The organism is Haloarcula sp. H-hyl2, assembly GCF_056934385.1.
The window spans coordinates 22,975-39,343 of the sequence record NZ_JBRIIJ010000006.1 but is presented as its reverse complement, the minus strand read 5'-3'; the positions used below and the strand labels follow the sequence as shown (position 1 = coordinate 39,343).

General features: G+C 59.0%; 16 protein-coding genes. 6 read left to right on the top strand and 10 right to left on the bottom strand.

What is annotated here, in order from left to right; genetic code table 11:
* Positions 1-58 precede the first annotated feature (58 nt).
* Both Hhyl2_RS21025 and Hhyl2_RS21020 read left to right on the top strand, forming a co-directional pair.
* Positions 59-2,467: an amino acid permease gene (locus Hhyl2_RS21025; RefSeq protein WP_483552746.1), complete on the top strand. Its 2,409-nt coding sequence runs from the start codon at positions 59-61 to the stop codon at positions 2,465-2,467.
* 63 nt (positions 2,468-2,530) lie between these two features.
* Entirely contained in the window at positions 2,531-3,190 is a 660-nt protein-coding gene (locus Hhyl2_RS21020; RefSeq protein WP_483552745.1) for a halocyanin domain-containing protein, read from the top strand.
* Between the two features lie 4 nt (positions 3,191-3,194).
* Here the strand turns inward: Hhyl2_RS21020 and Hhyl2_RS21015 are convergent, their stop codons facing one another.
* The 4 genes from Hhyl2_RS21015 to Hhyl2_RS21000 all read right to left on the bottom strand — a co-directional run bounded on the left by Hhyl2_RS21015 (position 3,195) and on the right by Hhyl2_RS21000 (position 6,947).
* Positions 3,195-3,545, bottom strand: coding sequence for a hypothetical protein (locus Hhyl2_RS21015; RefSeq protein WP_483552744.1), 351 nt, complete (start codon positions 3,543-3,545; stop codon positions 3,195-3,197).
* A gap of 88 nt (positions 3,546-3,633) precedes the next feature.
* Positions 3,634-5,112 carry a preprotein translocase subunit SecY gene (secY, locus tag Hhyl2_RS21010; protein WP_483552743.1) on the bottom strand — a complete coding sequence of 493 codons (1,479 nt, stop codon included), beginning with the start codon at positions 5,110-5,112 and terminating at the stop codon, positions 3,634-3,636.
* A 187-nt stretch (positions 5,113-5,299) separates the two neighbouring features.
* Positions 5,300-5,989, bottom strand: a complete 690-nt coding sequence (locus Hhyl2_RS21005; RefSeq protein WP_483552742.1) for a JAB/MPN domain protein-containing protein — start codon at positions 5,987-5,989, stop codon at positions 5,300-5,302.
* Positions 5,990-6,056: 67 nt separating this feature from the next.
* Positions 6,057-6,947: a DUF106 domain-containing protein gene (locus Hhyl2_RS21000; protein WP_483552741.1), complete on the bottom strand. Its 891-nt coding sequence runs from the start codon at positions 6,945-6,947 to the stop codon at positions 6,057-6,059.
* Positions 6,948-7,104: 157 nt separating this feature from the next.
* Between Hhyl2_RS21000 and Hhyl2_RS20995 the strand changes: the two genes are divergently transcribed.
* Together Hhyl2_RS20995 and Hhyl2_RS20990 are read left to right on the top strand one after the other, a co-directional pair.
* A complete protein-coding gene (locus Hhyl2_RS20995) occupies positions 7,105-8,040 on the top strand; it encodes an ABC transporter ATP-binding protein (protein WP_483552740.1) in 936 nt (311 codons plus the stop codon).
* Entirely contained in the window at positions 8,037-8,783 is a 747-nt protein-coding gene (locus Hhyl2_RS20990; RefSeq protein WP_483552739.1) for an ABC transporter permease, read from the top strand. Before Hhyl2_RS20995 ends, Hhyl2_RS20990 begins: the two co-directional genes overlap by 4 nt.
* A 13-nt stretch (positions 8,784-8,796) precedes the next feature.
* Here Hhyl2_RS20990 and Hhyl2_RS20985 read toward each other — a convergent pair whose 3' ends face one another.
* From Hhyl2_RS20985 to Hhyl2_RS20970, 4 genes are all read right to left on the bottom strand, one after another.
* Positions 8,797-9,015 carry a hypothetical protein gene (locus tag Hhyl2_RS20985; RefSeq protein ID WP_483552738.1) on the bottom strand — a complete coding sequence of 73 codons (219 nt, stop codon included), beginning with the start codon at positions 9,013-9,015 and terminating at the stop codon, positions 8,797-8,799.
* 94 nt (positions 9,016-9,109) lie between these two features.
* Positions 9,110-10,894, bottom strand: coding sequence for an archaea-specific SMC-related protein (locus Hhyl2_RS20980; RefSeq protein ID WP_483552737.1), 1,785 nt, complete (start codon positions 10,892-10,894; stop codon positions 9,110-9,112).
* A 2-nt stretch (positions 10,895-10,896) separates the two neighbouring features.
* A complete protein-coding gene (gene rdfA / locus Hhyl2_RS20975; RefSeq protein WP_483552736.1) occupies positions 10,897-11,649 on the bottom strand; it encodes a rod-determining factor RdfA in 753 nt (250 codons plus the stop codon).
* A gap of 204 nt (positions 11,650-11,853) precedes the next feature.
* Positions 11,854-12,297 carry a universal stress protein gene (locus Hhyl2_RS20970; RefSeq protein WP_483552735.1) on the bottom strand — a complete coding sequence of 148 codons (444 nt, stop codon included), beginning with the start codon at positions 12,295-12,297 and terminating at the stop codon, positions 11,854-11,856.
* Positions 12,298-12,613: 316 nt separating this feature from the next.
* On the opposite strand from Hhyl2_RS20970, the gene Hhyl2_RS20965 reads away from it, so the two are divergent.
* Entirely contained in the window at positions 12,614-13,873 is a 1,260-nt protein-coding gene (locus tag Hhyl2_RS20965; RefSeq protein ID WP_483552734.1) for an RNA-guided endonuclease InsQ/TnpB family protein, read from the top strand.
* A gap of 99 nt (positions 13,874-13,972) precedes the next feature.
* On the opposite strand, the gene Hhyl2_RS20960 is transcribed toward Hhyl2_RS20965, so the two are convergent.
* A complete protein-coding gene (locus Hhyl2_RS20960; RefSeq protein ID WP_483552733.1) occupies positions 13,973-14,485 on the bottom strand; it encodes a universal stress protein in 513 nt (170 codons plus the stop codon).
* A 266-nt stretch (positions 14,486-14,751) separates the two neighbouring features.
* On the opposite strand from Hhyl2_RS20960, the gene Hhyl2_RS20955 reads away from it, so the two are divergent.
* A complete protein-coding gene (locus tag Hhyl2_RS20955; protein WP_483552732.1) occupies positions 14,752-15,075 on the top strand; it encodes a hypothetical protein in 324 nt (107 codons plus the stop codon).
* On the opposite strand, the gene Hhyl2_RS20950 is transcribed toward Hhyl2_RS20955, so the two are convergent.
* The gene (locus Hhyl2_RS20950) at positions 15,076-16,293 is read right to left on the bottom strand and encodes an anion permease (protein WP_483552731.1); all 1,218 of its coding nucleotides are present in this window, start codon (positions 16,291-16,293) and stop codon (positions 15,076-15,078) included. It lies immediately after the preceding gene.
* Positions 16,294-16,369 lie beyond the last annotated feature (76 nt).

The following is a 16,369-nucleotide window of genomic DNA, read 5'->3' as shown; positions in this document are numbered from 1 at the left end:
GTGAGTGGAGATTCGGGAAGCGAAAGTTTAGTCACTATGGTTTGGCAACGTTTCTGTGATGACCGAAAGCACTGCCGATACAGAGCCGTCTGTCTCGACCGATACGGAGGTCGAGACGGAGTTATCGCGGGACATGAGCCTTTTCGACATCACGTTCATCGGTGTCGGGGCGATGATCGGCGCGGGGGTCTTTGCACTGACGGGCTTTGCCGCGGGGCTGGCGGGCCCCGCGTTGACGGTCGCATTCCTTCTTAACGGATTCGTCGCGCTTTTCACCGCGGTCTCGTACGCGGAACTCGGCGCTGCCTTCCCGGAAGCGGGTGGCGGGTACCTCTGGGTCAAGGAGGCCCTGGTCGACCCCAACGGCTTCTACGCGGGGTGGATGAGCTGGTTCGCCCACGCAGTAGCCTGTTCGCTATATGCGGTGACATTCGGCGTGTTCCTCACCGAGTTCCTGATCTACGGAACCGGGTTGTCTCATAGCTTCACACTGTTTGGGTTCCTGACTCCTAGTCTCCTCGAGAAGGTCCTGGCGGTCCTGATGATCGGACTGTTCGCCTACATCAACTACCGTGGTGCCGAAGAGACGGGGAAAGCAGGGGTCGTCGTGACCGCTATCAAGGTCAGTATCCTCGCGGTGTTCGTCGCCTTCGGGATGCTTGCTACGTTCAACACCCCCCAGTGGCCACAGAAGTTCCTGGCCCATCCGGGCTTCGCACCGAATGGCGCGATCGGTGTCATCGGTGCGATGGGGTTCACCTATATCGCCTTCGAGGGGTACGAGATCATCGTCCAGTCGGGGGAGGAGGTCGTTGACCCCGGTCAGAACGTCCCGAAAGCAGTGTTTTACTCGTTGGCTATCGTCGTTCCGATCTACATTCTGGTTGCCTTCGCCGCCCTCGGTGGGATTGAGGTCGTACCAGAACTGGCCGAACGGGCGGGCATCCCCGAAAGCGCGCCGACCTGGCAACTGCTCGGGAACCTGGGTGAACTGGGAATCATCGAGGCTGCCGGTCAGTTCGTCCCGTATGGTGTCCCGCTCTTGTTGCTCGCAGGGCTGACCGCGACGATGAGCGCACTCAACGCGACAGTCTACTCTTCATCTCGGGTCTCGTTCGCGATGGGGCGAGACCGGGCGCTCCCCGAACTGTTCTCGGAGATCCATCCAGAGAAACGGACCCCACACATCTCGATCCTCCTCTCAGCGGTCCTCATCGGTGTCATGGCGATGACTCTTCCGATAGAGGCCGTCGCTGCCTCGGCGGACATTATGTTCATCCTGCTGTTCGTCCAGGTGAACTGGACAGTCATCAAGATGCGCAAGACCCACCCGGAGTTACCTCGCACCTTCGAGGTTCCGTACATGCCCTGGCCGCCACTGATCGGGATCGTCCTCCAGTTCCTGCTGACGCCGTTTCTCCTCTCCGCGCTTGGACTTAAAGTCGGTCTCGGACCAGACTCACACGGATTCATCGCGCTCGTGACTACGGTCATCTGGATGGGGCTCGGGCTCGCAGTGTACTACGGCTACTCCCAGCGCAAAGAGGCGGAAAAACTGGAGGAAGAGACGCCTACGGTTGTGACCGAACAAGCACCGGCGCCGGAACGGGCCGCCCGCGAAGGGCGTATCTTGGTTCCGATTGCAAACCCCGCTAGCGTTGAGCAGTTGCTGCGGACCGCCTTTGATTTGGCCGAGGAGCGCAACGCAGAAATTGAGGTAATGAGCGTCGTCACGGTTCCCCAGCAAACACCGCTTTCCGAGGGCCGGAGCTTCGTCTCGACTGAGCGGGAGGTGCTCGATGAAGCGCTCGAATTCGCCGCAGAGGAGCGTCCGGAGATCCCGGTTAGCGGTAAACTCAGGATCGGTCACGACGTCTCGAAAGCGATCCTCAATACGGTTGAACAAGACGACGCGGACGTAGTGCTACTTGGATGGCGGGGGCGGTCCCATCGGCGGGACGTCGCCCTCGGAAGCAACGTCGACGAGGTCCTCACCGATGCGCGGTGTGACGTCCTGGTTGAGCGAATCGGACCCTCTAGCGACGGTATCGATTCGATTCTGGTACCGACGGCGGGCGGACCCCACGCTGAGTTCGCTGCCGAAATCGCTCATGCCATCGCCGTGCCGAATGATGCACTCATCGAGGTCCTCTACGTGACTGCCGCTGACGAGGACCAGCAGCGTGTCGACGAACTGGTGGACTCGGCAACGTCAGCCTTGGAGGGAGTCGAAACCGAGGTACGGACGATGACTGGCGATAACATCGTCGACACCATCGTCGAACGGTCTACCGACCACGACATGACGGTCATCGGGGCCACACGTGAGAGTCTTCTCCAACAACTCGTGGTGGGTGCGATTCCGGAGGAAGTCGGTCGGCGTGCGGAGAACACCGTTATCATGGCCAAACGGTATCTCGGCATCAAATCACGCCTCACGCGCTGGTTCCGCGGCTACCGACGCTGACAAGCGTCGCGGGATGGACGTTCCGTCGGTTTTATCTCTGGCCGCTCGAACGCTCTAGCCGAGATGCGTAGACGAGCGTTCGTCCAGACAGCAGCGGGAGCCGCAAGTATCGTTACAGCAGGTCAGACAGCAGCGGGTGTAGCCGCCCAGGAAGAGGGCGGTGGTGGGTCGACTGCTCCAGACTACGGGAGTTGGTTCAGTAACGTCGGGAATTACTCTGGCCCGAGCAGTACGGTGGACGCGACAGGACAGGACACGGCGACTGTCGAGGTCGGGGTGCAGGCTAACGGCGGTGCCTACGGGTTCGGGCCGGCGGCGATCCACGTTGACAACGGTGCGACGGTCCAGTTCGAATGGACCGGGGAGGGTGGTGGCCACAACGTCCTCTCCGATAGCGATGGGCCGCTGGACTCAGGGAGTCCCGTTGCCGAAAGTGGCGTCAACTACGAACACACCTTCGAGGAAGACGGGATCTATAAGTACTACTGCCAGCCCCACGAGGGACTCGGGATGAAAGGAGCCATCGTCGTCGGCAGCGACTATCCGACCCAGACGGTCGGTGGCGGGGGTGTGGAGACCGTCAATCCACACGAGGCGGGTGTCCCGATCCGTCCTCACTACGTGGGATTCGCAGCCGGACTCGCCATATTCCTCCCCCTCATATTCACGTTCTTCACACTGAAGTACGGAGAGTCTCCACACACGAGCGGCGGCAACAACTGAGCTATTAATCGTCGATGACTCGCCCCATGAAGATCCAGTGATAGTTCACAGGGCCATCGGGGTGAGGTTCACGCTTGACGTGGTAGACGAAGGGGCCGTGAGGGCAGTCGTCACAGCCCACTTCACAGGGCTGGCGTTTGACGACCTTCGTATACCCGTTCTCCTCACTCATCTCGACGATCTCTTCGCCAGGGAGCGGTTCGATCTGCTCTGTCGAGACATGGTGATAGCGGAGTAGTTCCTGTGCGTAAACGATCGACTCCCTGAGATCGTGGACAGAAAGGTCCTGCAATATCTCGACAACGTCCTCGGGGAGATCACTCGGCGGAGTCGGGGCTTCGCGGTCAGCGTCCATACTGGCACTCTCTTGTGGACCGTCTTATATCCCGCCCTCTCGACACGAGGTGGGGACGGTGACAACGCCTAAGCGATTGTTACAACAGTCACCCGAACAGCTGGCGCATCATCGGGTGCATCTCCATGAGTTGTTCCTCTGCGATCTCCTCGTAGAGTTTGTACGTGATCGAGACGGTCAGCAACAGGCTCGTCCCACCGACGCCCCCGATTGTGCCGAGCATGTTCGCAAGGACGGCGAGCACACCGACCAATGCACCACCGATGACGGTGACCTGCGGGATGTACCGTTCCAGTACCTTCTCGACGACACTGACGTTCTGGCGGAACCCGGGAATCTGCATCCCGGAGTTGTGGATCTGCTTTGCGGTCGCTTCGGGGCCCATGTCTGCTGTCTCGACCCAGAAGATAGCGAAGATAGCACCGCCAACGAGCATGAACGTCAGGTCGATCCCGACACGGACCAATATCTGCCAGATGGGCTCGCCGGTACTGGCAAGCCACCACATCCAGTCCTGCGGTGACTGGATCGGCGCCAGGAAGTAGAAGAGGCCACTGGTCGGTTGACTACACTGGCTGCCGTACGTTCCGAGTCCAAAGGGAAGCGTCGTCCCGAGCTGTGAACAGAGGATGCGTCCGAGGAACTGCATGTTGGCCTGCAACGCCCGGACGAAGATCATCGGGAGGACACTCGCGTAGATGAGTTTCACTGGGAACCGTCCACGTGCGCCTTTGACACGGGCGTTCGATAGCGGTATCTCTACCCGGACGCTCTCGGCGTACACAACGACACAGAAGATGAGCAGGGTCGTTCCGAGTTGAAGCAGGTGCCCCTGTCCGACCAGAAGCGTCTGGATCCCGTTGGCACTGAGCAGCGGGCCAACCGGAATGTCACCGGTCACCATCCCGATCCACGTTGGGATGAGCCCCAGGCGTTGCCCACCGATCGCTGGGTGGGTCAACAACCCGCCGACGAGGCGCTGGCTGATCCCCGCGACGATGAACAGGCCGATGCCGGAGCCGACGCCCCACTTGGAGATGACCTCGTCCATGAACAGGATGAGGACACCGCCGACGAACACTTGCGCGAAGATGAGGGCTTTGACACCCATCGTCCCGATTCCGAGGGCACTCGCCACTGCCGGATCTGCCGGGAGGAAGTTCCCGGCAAAGACCATCGGCAACCCGGTCAGACAGATCATCACCAGCACCAGGAGCTTCTGGAGACCCTGGTAGAGGATCTGGTCTCGGGGGTCCTCCTGGGTATTCAACCCAAGCAGGTTCGCACCACCGAGCAACTGTAGCACGATACTTGCAGTGACGATCGGACCGATTCCGAGTTGCAGAATCGAACCCTGTCCGGACGCGAGGATTGAACCGAATCGGCCAAACACCGCTTGGTCACGCGTCAGGTCGAGGCCGAACAGCGTCACGTTCGTCAGGAAGAAGTACATGACGAGGACGCCGGTCGTCCAGGTGAATTTCCGCTTGAAGGGAATGTGTGTCTCCGGCTTCCGGACGGCAGGCATCCGAACCAGAAGCGGTTCAGCAGTGTCTTTCCAGCTCATCTGTTCCTCGCTGCCGGAACGGAAACAGTTCTGTGCTGATACGGGCGTACATCAGGTTCGAGTAGGGTAGCGATCATGTCTCGTCCGTCGAGCGGGAGACAACGATGTCTCTCGGGACGGCACACTCCCGGTCCAATAGCTGACATCGTGTCGGTCGCTCTCGTGTCCGACTATCGTTAACGCTCTCTCAAAGAGTTATTGGTTCAGGAGGGTCCGGTAACGGGGCGGCGTCGACGAGTTCGAGGTTCAGTCGGCTACCGGCACGGTCGAAGGCCGCAAACGATTCCTCGTCCCAGGGCGGGACAGCGACGAAGACCACCTCGTGCAGGTCGTCCCGCTTCGTTACCTCCAAGCCACCGCGTGGGTGAGACAGAAACCGGCCCTGGGTCTGTCTGGGCCCGGTCGTCAGATCGATGCCGAACACGGAACTCACCGAATTTGGCCGCTCAGGGAGGTAGAGATGCGTGAAGACCGGTGCCGATTCGTGGAGTTGATTGGAGTCCGAAAGTATCCCTGCAGGGGTGACTGCCAGGGAGACAGACACCGACTCCGGTTCGTGGTCACGAGCCTTATCAAGCAGCGTCTGCCGAAGTCCATCAGTAATATAGACCGTTTCGAGGGCATGGTGTGACCCACCGCTCGCTGCGGGGGACAGCCCCGATGGACAGAGGATCATCTCTCCAAGTATCGCGATCCCGCCAGCGAGTACCCCGAGATACTCCAGTTCGTGGTCGACCGTGCGCCCGAACCCGGAGAGTCCAAGCCCAGATGTCACGTCAAGTAGCTCACTGATCCCTCCACAGACGACGAGACAGACAGCGAGTACGAAGATGAAACGCGATACCGAGGACTCGAACCGAACGCGCGACAGTTCCATACTCCAGATGAACTCAGAGGAGTGCTAATCAGTTTTGCTTTGCAAACGAGGCCAGTATAACAACGGCTTAGTCGTTGTTACTCGGCGTGGTCTGGATGCCAAGTCCCTTCTGAATGAGCTGTCGCGATGCGAGTGAACACAGGAAGTACCAGACAATCCAGGCCGACATCGGCCCGAGTAACGGCTCTTGCCACCCTACAGAGCCAGCTATTGGAACGATCAGACCCTCAGCTGTGCCCAGATGTCCGCCCCGCACCTTCCACCGGAGCCACAGGAACACGGGGATCGTCAGCAGCATGATCCACACCATCGGGCGGAACTGCAACTTGAACATCCCCAGCTGATCGCCAGCAGCGTCAAGTTGTTCCTCTTGGATCTGCTCCAGTGCCTCGTCGTCCCCGCGTTCTTTCGCTTTCTCTCGGCGGTCGCTCAGTCGTTGCATCCTCTCTTGATACTGCTGCAGTTTCTCGTGATCCAACAGTCGGCCCTGGAGGACAGTCGAGTAGAGTCCGGTCGCAACTGCCAACAGCAAGACGACGATGTGGAACGGGAGCATCTCGGTGACTGGCGCCAGGATGAAGTTGTCCACTGACGCGATGGTGTCACGGATGCCAGTGTTCCAGTAGCCGGCAAACAGCGCCAGTGAGCCGACTGCAGCGACCTTATCGTACCACTGCCAGGACGACTCAGGGGTTCCACGCCCTTCGACAGCGTGGCCGTCAGTATCGTCGGTAGATAACTGTCGACGGATCGCCTGTGGGTTCTCGATCGTGAACCCGCTGGTTCCGCCGACCACCACACCCTCCTGGATGAGCCGACCCCACTGCCCGCTGGACAGGGAATCGCTAACGTCGGCCCACTCGATCTCCTCCTCGCCACCGTCGGTCCGTTCCAGGACGACTGTAACCGCCTCCCGGAACGCTGGATTGTCTAATAGCTCTAACTGCTCGGCTGGCATACGGTATGCCGACCTAATAGCGTCTGAATTATCAACTCTTTCGGTCGTCGCCGTGACGCTGGCCCGTCTGTCCCCCCAGGGATTCCCCAGGTTCAGTGCCGGGCAGGGACCTCATCGATGCGAACCGTTTACAACTGCAGCCCCGAAACCCAGTCCTATGAGCGGTGTCGTAGTAGCCGATAGGCTCACGAAACGGTACGACGGGACGACCGCGCTCAACTCGGTCTCGTTGTCGATCAAGGCCGGGGAGGTGTACGCGCTGGTCGGGCCAAACGGTGCCGGCAAAACGACGCTCGTCCAGACCCTGACTGGAACCGTCACCCCGTCTGCAGGACGCGTCGAGTTGTTTGGCGATCCACCACATCTGGCCGAGAAGGCTCGTCTCGGGCTGTTACCGCAATCGTTTACCCCTCCAGAGCGTCTCACGCCACGGGAACTGACCGGCTACTACGCCGGTCTCTACGAGGACACCCAGCAGGTGACGGACGTGCTAGGGGCGGTCGGGATGCAGTCGGCAGCCGACACCCGGTTCACCGACCTCTCCGGCGGGCAGCAACGCCGGACCTGTGTGGGTCTCACGCTCGTGAACGATCCCGACCTGCTGTTCCTAGACGAGCCAACGACGGGAATCGATCCTGCAGGACGGCAGTCAATGTGGAATCTGGTCTCGACACTCTCCGAGCGCGGAACGACAGTCGTGCTCACGACTCACTACATGGAGGAAGCGGAACGACTGGCCGACCGAGTCGCCCTGCTTTCAGACGGTCGTCTGGTCACGACCGGCTCGCCCGCTGATCTAGTCGAGCACTGCGACGTCGAGACCAGGTTGCACGTCAGGACAGCGGCCCCCGAGAACGCACGCCAGAGGCTCCCGTACCCGACCGAACCGACATCCAGCGGCATCCGTGTCGAGGACGTCTCACCGGCGGAACTGGCCGATATCGTCCGGACACTCGACGAGCACGAGGTCCCCTACTCGGGACTGTCCTGGACCGAACCAGATCTGGAGGACGTCTATCTGGAACTGACCGATAGTACGGTGGGGCCCTCGCAGCGACCGGAGGGCGACACCGTCCTGGAGGGGGCGCGATGATCTCGACAGCGCGTCTTCGTGCGGAGGCGCTGGTCGCGATGCGGTCGTTCCTCCGCAGACGGACGGCGGTGTTTTTCACCTTCGGGTTCCCGCTGTTACTGGTGGGAATCTTCGGTGTTGTCGTTCAGTCCGGGACCTCTGGGAGCGGCCTGCTCAGTCGTCCCCCGGGCTACTACCTGGCGGGCTATCTCTCGTTCGTCGTCGTGTTCACTCCGCTGACTCGTATCGGGACGTCGATAGCCAGGTACAGAGCGGGTCGGAGCTTCGAGAAACTGGGGACCACGCCGCTGGAACCGATCGAGTGGCTTCTGGCGCATACGGCGGTCAACGCTGTGGTTGTCCTCGCCGCGAGCGTACCGCTCGTACTCGTGCTGGGCCCGGTCGCAGGTGCATCGGTTTCGCTGTCACCACTGCTCGTCCCGTTCGTCGTCGCCGCCGTGGTCGTCTTCTGTGGTCTGGGGGCGGTACTGGGACGGCTGGCGTCCTCACAGGACGGAATCGTCGCAGCTAGCAACGCGGTCGCGCTCCCGGTGGTCTTCCTCTCGGAGACGTTCGTCCCGGCCGATAGTCTCCCACAGTTCGTCCGTCCGCTCGTCGCAGTGTCGCCCCTCACCTACTTCGCGCGCGGCGTCCGGAACGTCACTTACAACCACTCGCCCGTCGGTCTCGACCTCTTTGTCCTGACGGTGTTCGCGATACCACTGTTCCTGCTGGGCGCGTTCCTCCTGCCACAGCAACAGTGACCGTGGACAGGCGTCAGATGTCGATGTCGAGAACGGTTTCGGTCTGACAGTCGGGGCAGGTCAGCCGATACTGAATGTGCCCCGATCGCGGGTCTGATTCGACGTGTGTCTTCCACTCGCCGCCAAGGACCGCATCGTGGAATCCACATTGGTTACACGTCTCGTCTTTATGAGTGAGGCTCTCGGTGAAAGCCTCGATTCCGTGCTGGTGCTGCTCGGTGAACTTACTCATCGCGGAGAGGTGTAGCGTGACAGAAGGTATAAATCTGACGAGAAAATGTGGTATACTAACATACCACACGAATCTCGTCGGATCGGGTGGTCCCTCAAGACACGATATCCGCGCGGGGAGTATCCGAAACGACTTCCCATTCGGCTGGGGAGAGTTCGTTCCCGTCGATCTGTTCGTGTTCCGGATACGCCGTGAGGACGAGGTACTCTGCTCGTCCCGCGACGTACTCGACGAAAGTCGCGAGGTTGTGCCCCGAGAGTCCACCGAGTCCATCGAGCAACAGCACAGGGACCCGTTCACTGACGTCGAATGCCTCGTGACCGGCCAGTGCGGCGACGAGACCGAGCAGTTCCCGCTCGCCCTCGCTCAACGCATCGAGGCTGACCTCGCGCCCGTCACGGGCGACGACGAGATCAAATGTGCCGGTGAGGCGTGCCGTCTCGAACCCGGTCTCGAACAGTTCGATCAGTTCTTCCATGGCGTCCGTGAACGACTCGCGCATCCGTCGCTTGATCTCGTCTTTACGCCCTCTCAGTTCAGCGATCTCGCTCGTCAGTGTGTCGTACTCTTCCGAGAGTGTCTCTCGACGGTCGGCCCGTGATTCGGCCGTCTCGAGTTCGTCACGTGCGTCCGACAACCGGGCCTCCGTATACTTGATCTCGCTTTCGAGATCGGAGACTCGATCCGTCTCCGCGTCCACTGTCGATTCGAGTTCCTCGATATCGCTCTCGACATCCGCAAGCGCTGCACGCGCTTTTTCGAGTTCCGACCGCTTGCTCGCGAGTTCCGATTCGAGTTCGCTGATACGGTCGGCCAGATCGCGTTTGCGACGCCGCGCCGACTTGATCTCGTCACGGCGGCTTTCGAGCGTCTCGACCTCTTCCCTGTAGCTGTTTGCCTCGTCCTTGAGGTCCGAGATACGTGTACTCATCGCCGCCAGTTGGTCCTCTATCGTCTCGCGTGTCGACTCCTGACCGCAGATCCAGCAGTCGATAGTATCACCCATCAATTCGCGAGAGACGTCCGTGAGTAATGCCGTTCGGCCCTCGTCGAGGACTCGTTTGTTCGCTTCGTATACCGACTGGAGGAGTTCTCGGTCGCGTTCAACCGTTCGTAGCGTCTCACGTACTTCAGACAGTTCCGATTCGATGTCCTGATCATCTGGGACCGTGATGTCCTCGTGGTCCGACCTGGTGTCCACGAGTCGGTCCTCGAATCGTTCGATCGTTGATTCGAGCCGTTCGATACGAGTCTGGAGTTTGTCGCGCTCTGCCCGACGGTCGCTCAGCTCCGATCGCGTCGCATCGTCGCCACTTGCCACCTCCAGATCCTCGCGTTCGGTGCGCAACGCTGTCAGTTCGTCTTCGAGTCCGGTAACACGCTGTTGGAGGTCCGGGAGTCGCTCCGCCGCGCTCTCCGCTCGCTGCAGTTCGGTCTCCACCTGATCTCGCTCTGCTTGCAACGTCCCGATCTGTTCGTCGATATTCTCAAAATCCAGCGGACGGGTGAGCAAGGACTCGAGGTTCTCACCGGTCCGAACTGCCTGTCTAACGTCGTTGTCTTCGTCTAGAAAAGCGAACAGATCGGCACAGACACGATCGTATTCCGAGGTCAGATACGGTGTCCCATCGCGGTGTACCTTCTCTCCATCTCTGGTCAGGGAAACGGTGACCGTCTCGTCGTCAAGATCCAGTGACACCCGTCCCGTGTCAGTGCCGTCTGTCAGGGGCCTCGCTGTTCCGAATGCCGTCTCGATCCCGGCGAGAAAACTCGATTTTCCCTGCCAATTGCTGGCCCGAACGGCGTTGATGCCGGGCTCTAGGCGACCCTCAGCGTGGCGAATCCCTGCAATATTCTCGATAGTAACTGTCCAGGTCATACTTAGAAAGCTGAGAGAGTTGCCGTCTCCAGCAGGAACATCTCTTCGAACAGTAGGGCATTCATCGCTTCCATCGCAGCATAGGGGGCCGCGAGTGACGAGAGCGAGTTCCGCCACCGCTCTCTCGTCGATTCGGTCTCCGACTCCTCCGAGTGGGTCTCGCATATATAGCCACGGTCGAGAGCCTCCTCAAAGGGAATCCGAACCGAACAATCCGGACAGGCCAACTTCACCTGCACCTGGATATCTGCGTCTTCAGCGTTGGGCAACCTTTCTTTTGCCGACAGCGATTTGAGCGCGGATTGTGTTTTCTCCGCAGTTCGCTCGCGCGCTACCTGAACGGTGTTTGCTTCCCAGTTGGTCGCAGCCGTCTGTGTCTCTTTTTCGGCATCCAGACAGCCTTTGAGGTGGTGCCGAAGAGTACTCCAGGAGACGAACTCCGATTCGACTTCCTCGATATCGATTCCGTCTGTTGCGAGGTCGGCCGCGAGTTCGTCGCGGCTGGCCGCCGACTCACCGTCAATCACGTCGTACTCGCGCTCTAGGTGCACCTCTATCGTATCCCGATCATGCGCCTCGTATATCTGTTCGAGTACCCGCTTGTTGAACCACTGTGTGAGAGATTTGTAGCCCTCTGAAGATCTTCCGTCACTCCCCGTCCACCGGGTGACTAAATACTCGTCGACAGAGTCGTACCCAGGGTCAGGAACAGTGATATCGTGGCGTTCCACGAGTGTTTCGACCTTGCATCCCATGGTTGTTGTTCTACCTCTACTAGGGGCTCTCCCACTAATAAGAGTACGTACCTGTCACGCCAACTTCCACGACCATGCCAAAATAGAGACCGGCACGGTTACGCAGTAACCTACCGAAACGTTGGACGCTATCTTCGGTGTCGAGACGCCCGTAGACCCACCACCAAATCCCGTGACCGCTTGATTGGAGCGCGAGTAGTAGCCTCACTGGGTGGAATCAGGACGGACAGTGACCACTGGAACGGGCGCACGCCGAACAACACCTTCAGCGACACTTCCGAGTATCAATCGTTCCAACCCAGTACGGCCGTGGGTACCCAGTACGATGAGATCGACACTGTGTTCACGAGCGTAGCTAATGAGTGTGTCACTGGTTGCTCCTGATGGACTTTTGACTGCCCTTGGTTTGACCTCAATTCCCTCTTCTCGAGCTCTCTCTACTGTATCTTTGAGCGCTCGCTCACGCTCGGCTCTCAATTCTGGATGTTCACCTTCGTCTTCAACTCCGGGTTCGTGTTCGGCTGTGTTCAGCACATACACGACATGTAACGTTGATCCGTATTTGCTAGCTAATTCGACTGCATGTCCGAGAGCGCCTTCTGAGGCTTCAGACCCGTCACTCGCAAGCAGTATCTCGTTATAAGTCATTGAATCTCACCGGTACTGTTAGCGTTTCCGTTGGACACGGTTGGTATCGACGGATGCGGCGGTGCACGGTGTACTTGTAGAGTTTAGAATGGCTATCCCAATACATCTACCGAACCACAGATACGACATTTCTGGTGTCCCTTTCGTATCGTGTTCACAGAGAGAAATCCCACAACGGTTGAGCCATCCAGCAGCCGATTTCGCTGAGATTTACAAGCGGTCTAGGAGAATGCCCCGGGGCTTGACCCGGGGGTTGAATCCGATAGGCAGGGGATACAAACCATTAAGTTAACATATCTCTAATCAAAGGACAGCGATGGAGTACAGTCACCGCTACCCCGCGTACCCGACACAAGAGGTAGCGGCTGAACTGGAACGACACATCGACGTTCATCGCCAAGCGTACAACTACACCCTGTACGAGTACGAGAACGTGGACGCCGACACCATCGGTTCCGCGTACAAACACCACTACCGACTTCCCGACTGGAAAGACGAGTTCCCTGTCTTCTCGGAAGTCAACTCGAAGGCTCTGCAACGAACCGTCACACGGTTCTACCAGAACCTCGACGGCCTCTCCGAGCAGAAACAGAACGGGAATAAGGTGGGAAAGCTCAAGTGGAAGTCGCCACGGGAGTTCCAGAGTGTGACGTACTCGCAGTCCGGCTTCGAACTCAAAAACACGAGTGGCCGACACGCGACACTCTGGCTCTCCAAAATCGGAGACATCAAAATCCGCTACCACCGCGAAATCCCTGACGAAGCGGACATCAAAGAAGTCACGGTCAAAAAAGAGACGACCGGTGACTGGTTCGTCTCGTTCGGTCTCGAAACCGACGACGCTGACTTACCCGAGAAACCCGCGCTGGACGAGTTAGATTCAAGCAACAGCGTGGGTATCGACCTCGGAATCCTCAACTACGTCCACACCAGCGACGGCAAGACGGTGGATTGGCTCGACCTTGAAGACGAGTACGAGCGACTCCGCCGCGAGCAACGCAAGCTCTCACGGAAGCAGAAAGGGTCGAACAACTACGAGAAACAGCGTCGGGAAGTGGCGAAGGTCAAGCGGTACATCAAGCGGAAGGTGCTGGACTACCAGCACAAGATTACGACGTGGCTCGTCCGTGAGTACGACGCGGTGTTTGTCGAGGATTTGGACGTGAAGGAAATGTTGGAACAGTCGCACAACGCTCGCAACAAGCAGGACGCGGCGTGGCGACAGTTCATCACCCTCCTTGATTACAAGGCCGATCTGTACGGTTGTCACGTCGTGCAAGTCGAAGCGCGAGGCACCACCAAAGAATGTGTGTCGTGTGGTGTGGAAACGGCAAATCCTATGTGGGTCAGGGAACACTCCTGTCCGTCGTGCGGATTCGAGACGGACAGAGACGCGAACGCGGCGATGAACGTCCTTCAACGCGGCTTTTCTGAACTAGGGCTGGGATGGCCCGAAGATACGCCCGTGGAGACTGCGCTCCCTACGGACACACCTGAATTTCAGCGTGTGTCTGCAAAGCGCGTCGTGGAAACGGGAAGCCTCGGGGTCGTTCGAAAATCCGAAGGGTTTTCGTGATGACGAGAATCTTCGATTCTCGAACCACTTGACCCCGAGGCGATTCACCAATGCGTGAGCGTGTTCGCACAACACGGACGACACCTAACTCTGACTTGACTACTTCAGATCATCCATCCGCACCGTGAGCACTGGAACGTCGCTGGTCCTGACCACCTTTTCGGTCACACTGCCGAGGAGATAGCGGTCGACGCCGGTCCGTCCGTGGGTCCCCATCACGACGAGGTCCACTCCATTTTGATCAGCATACTCGAGAATCCGCTTGTAGGGATTGCCGCTCCAAACGGCTGTTTCGACCGAAACATCGGCGTTGATTGCGTCAACGGTTTTCTGAACCACCTCCTCGCCGTGTGCGACAATCGCTCCGGCGTCGTCGTGGCTCTGGTTGACTAGTCCGGACGGGTGTTCCTGCTCATGTTCCTCGCCAACCATCTCGGACCGTTGCATATCCTCGTGTTCCTCGCCAACCATACCAGAATGGACGGATCTGGTGTCCGCAACGAACAGGACGTGCAGCGTCGCATCGTACTTGATCGCGTGGTCGACCGCGTGTGCAAGCGCTGCTTTGGCACCGTCGCTCCCGTCGGTCGGGAATAGGATGGTCTCGTACATGAGCCCTCTCCCATCAAATTTGCTGCTATCATATATAAACTTTCGTGAATGTTAACAAGAGAGATATATAACAAAAACAGTCTCCACTCCGTTTGGAACGGCAACACGTACCGGTACATCGACAGGGGCTGTTGGTTACGACACAAAGGTGTGTCTCGGTGTCTCGATTCACAGGAATAGAGTCGATGGTCGAACGCCCCCCGTGTGTCTGGCACTCCTGCTTAGATGGTCGTGGCTTTTACTAGATTGGAGAAACGACTTCCACTATGGATCTACAGGTGACTAACCTGGACGATCTCGAAGAGCGTGTCGAGAATGCGCTGAAACGAATCGGTGAACTGCAAACGGGCACACGAGTGCAGTCTGATGCATTCTTCACGCGGCAATTCATGTGTGACCATACCGGGTTCGACTCGTTTGACGCCTTCTGTGAGCAGAGCCCGTGGCCCGTCGACGATGTCGCCGATGTCCAGACCATCTCTCGTGATCAGCTTAATGACTACATCAGTTCGACAACTGATTTCGAGAGTTGGGAGGGAATGAAAACACAGGCTGCAGAGGAGGAGATAATCGAGCAGATCATCTCGTGACTAAGCGACCCCGGAGATGGCGTTCAAGGTGTGGTACAGTCCGTAGCTGATGATACCCGCACCCACCATTGAGCCAACCCAGGACCCGATCGTGATGCCGACTTTCCGCGGTGAGACGCCGCTCCCGTTTGAGGAACTCGCGGCGAGTCCGCTGCCGACGATACTCGCGATCATCACTTTGTTGAACGAGATCGGAATGCCGAGCACGATCGCGAGTTGAGCGATCAGAAATGCGGGAATCAGGGCAGCGATCGACCGCCGCGGGCCCAGCGAGGCGTACTCGTTCGAGACTGCCTGGACGAGTCGTGGCCCTCTAATCCACGCCCCGAGGAGGATCCCACCACCACCGAGTGCGAGCAAGTAGATCGACGGGAGCTGGAGATCTGTCTCGAACACCGCTTCCAGTGGGCCGGTCGCAAGTCCCACTTGCGTGCCACCACTCGTGAAAACGACGACGAGTCCCAATATGACCAGAAACTGATTGATTCCGGCGGCCTCGTCACGTCGGAGCAGCGCATATGTCCCGACGAGCGCGGCGACGCCACTGATCACGCTCACGCCGACCATTCCGAGCGTGTAGGAGCCACCGACGACCGTCGGAAGGAGTTGAGACGTCCTCGCGAGGTATCGGGCCACGGAGCCCTGTGTGCCACTCGCTGTCGGGATAACCGTCAGCTGGATATTTGCCAGCGCGTATCCGACCGCACCGCCGAGGAGCGGGATGCCAACGATCTCGGGGACCGCGTCACTTCGGAGGCCGCGCGCGAGACCGTACGCGAGAATGCCCTCAACAACAGGTATCGCGAACCAGAACCCCAGGATGACGACGTACTCGTCGACTGCGAACCCACCGCCGAGGGCAATTCCGGCTCCGATCATCGCCCCTGTGACGGTGAACGCTGATGGGATCGGATATCCGTAGGTGTTTCCGATCGTGATGAGGGTTGCAGCGGTCAACAGCGCCGCTGCCGCTGCGAGCGGCGTTATCGCCACGCCGGTCACGAGATCTTTGCCGATTGTTTCTGAGATACTGCCACCCTGGAGGATTGCCCCAAGTCCGGCGACGATGCCAACCAACAGGGCTGCTCGAAGCACTGAAAGCGCGTTCGCTCCGACAGCGGGCGCGACTGGCGCGGAGTTACTGTTCGCTCCGACGGTAAACGACATGAACAACGCCGCCAGCAACGCAATCGAGAGAACGAGCAGTACCGATGCCATACGTTCAACACTCCGTACACAGTCTCTGCTGTTGTGATGTCTTGAAAGTCCCGTAACCGGTGTGCATCCCGAGTTG

Bases quoted from the DNA above. Each gene is read 5' to 3' on its own strand.
- Hhyl2_RS21025 (WP_483552746.1), top strand. From the start codon at position 59: ATGACCGAAAGCACTGCCGATACAGAGCCGTCTGTCTCGACCGATACG.
- Hhyl2_RS20960 (WP_483552733.1), bottom strand. From the start codon at position 14,485: ATGTACGAGACCATCCTATTCCCGACCGACGGGAGCGACGGTGCCAAA.
- Hhyl2_RS20995 (WP_483552740.1), top strand. From the start codon at position 7,105: ATGAGCGGTGTCGTAGTAGCCGATAGGCTCACGAAACGGTACGACGGG.
- Hhyl2_RS20985 (WP_483552738.1), bottom strand. From the start codon at position 9,015: ATGAGTAAGTTCACCGAGCAGCACCAGCACGGAATCGAGGCTTTCACC.
- Hhyl2_RS20970 (WP_483552735.1), bottom strand. From the start codon at position 12,297: ATGACTTATAACGAGATACTGCTTGCGAGTGACGGGTCTGAAGCCTCA.
- Hhyl2_RS20980 (WP_483552737.1), bottom strand. From the start codon at position 10,894: ATGACCTGGACAGTTACTATCGAGAATATTGCAGGGATTCGCCACGCT.
- Hhyl2_RS21005 (WP_483552742.1), bottom strand. From the start codon at position 5,989: ATGGAACTGTCGCGCGTTCGGTTCGAGTCCTCGGTATCGCGTTTCATC.
- Hhyl2_RS21000 (WP_483552741.1), bottom strand. From the start codon at position 6,947: ATGCCAGCCGAGCAGTTAGAGCTATTAGACAATCCAGCGTTCCGGGAG.
- Hhyl2_RS20955 (WP_483552732.1), top strand. From the start codon at position 14,752: ATGGATCTACAGGTGACTAACCTGGACGATCTCGAAGAGCGTGTCGAG.
- rdfA (WP_483552736.1), bottom strand. From the start codon at position 11,649: ATGGGATGCAAGGTCGAAACACTCGTGGAACGCCACGATATCACTGTT.
- Hhyl2_RS21020 (WP_483552745.1), top strand. From the start codon at position 2,531: ATGCGTAGACGAGCGTTCGTCCAGACAGCAGCGGGAGCCGCAAGTATC.
- Hhyl2_RS20965 (WP_483552734.1), top strand. From the start codon at position 12,614: ATGGAGTACAGTCACCGCTACCCCGCGTACCCGACACAAGAGGTAGCG.
- Hhyl2_RS21015 (WP_483552744.1), bottom strand. From the start codon at position 3,545: ATGGACGCTGACCGCGAAGCCCCGACTCCGCCGAGTGATCTCCCCGAG.
- Hhyl2_RS20990 (WP_483552739.1), top strand. From the start codon at position 8,037: ATGATCTCGACAGCGCGTCTTCGTGCGGAGGCGCTGGTCGCGATGCGG.
- Hhyl2_RS20950 (WP_483552731.1), bottom strand. From the start codon at position 16,293: ATGGCATCGGTACTGCTCGTTCTCTCGATTGCGTTGCTGGCGGCGTTG.
- secY (WP_483552743.1), bottom strand. From the start codon at position 5,112: ATGAGCTGGAAAGACACTGCTGAACCGCTTCTGGTTCGGATGCCTGCC.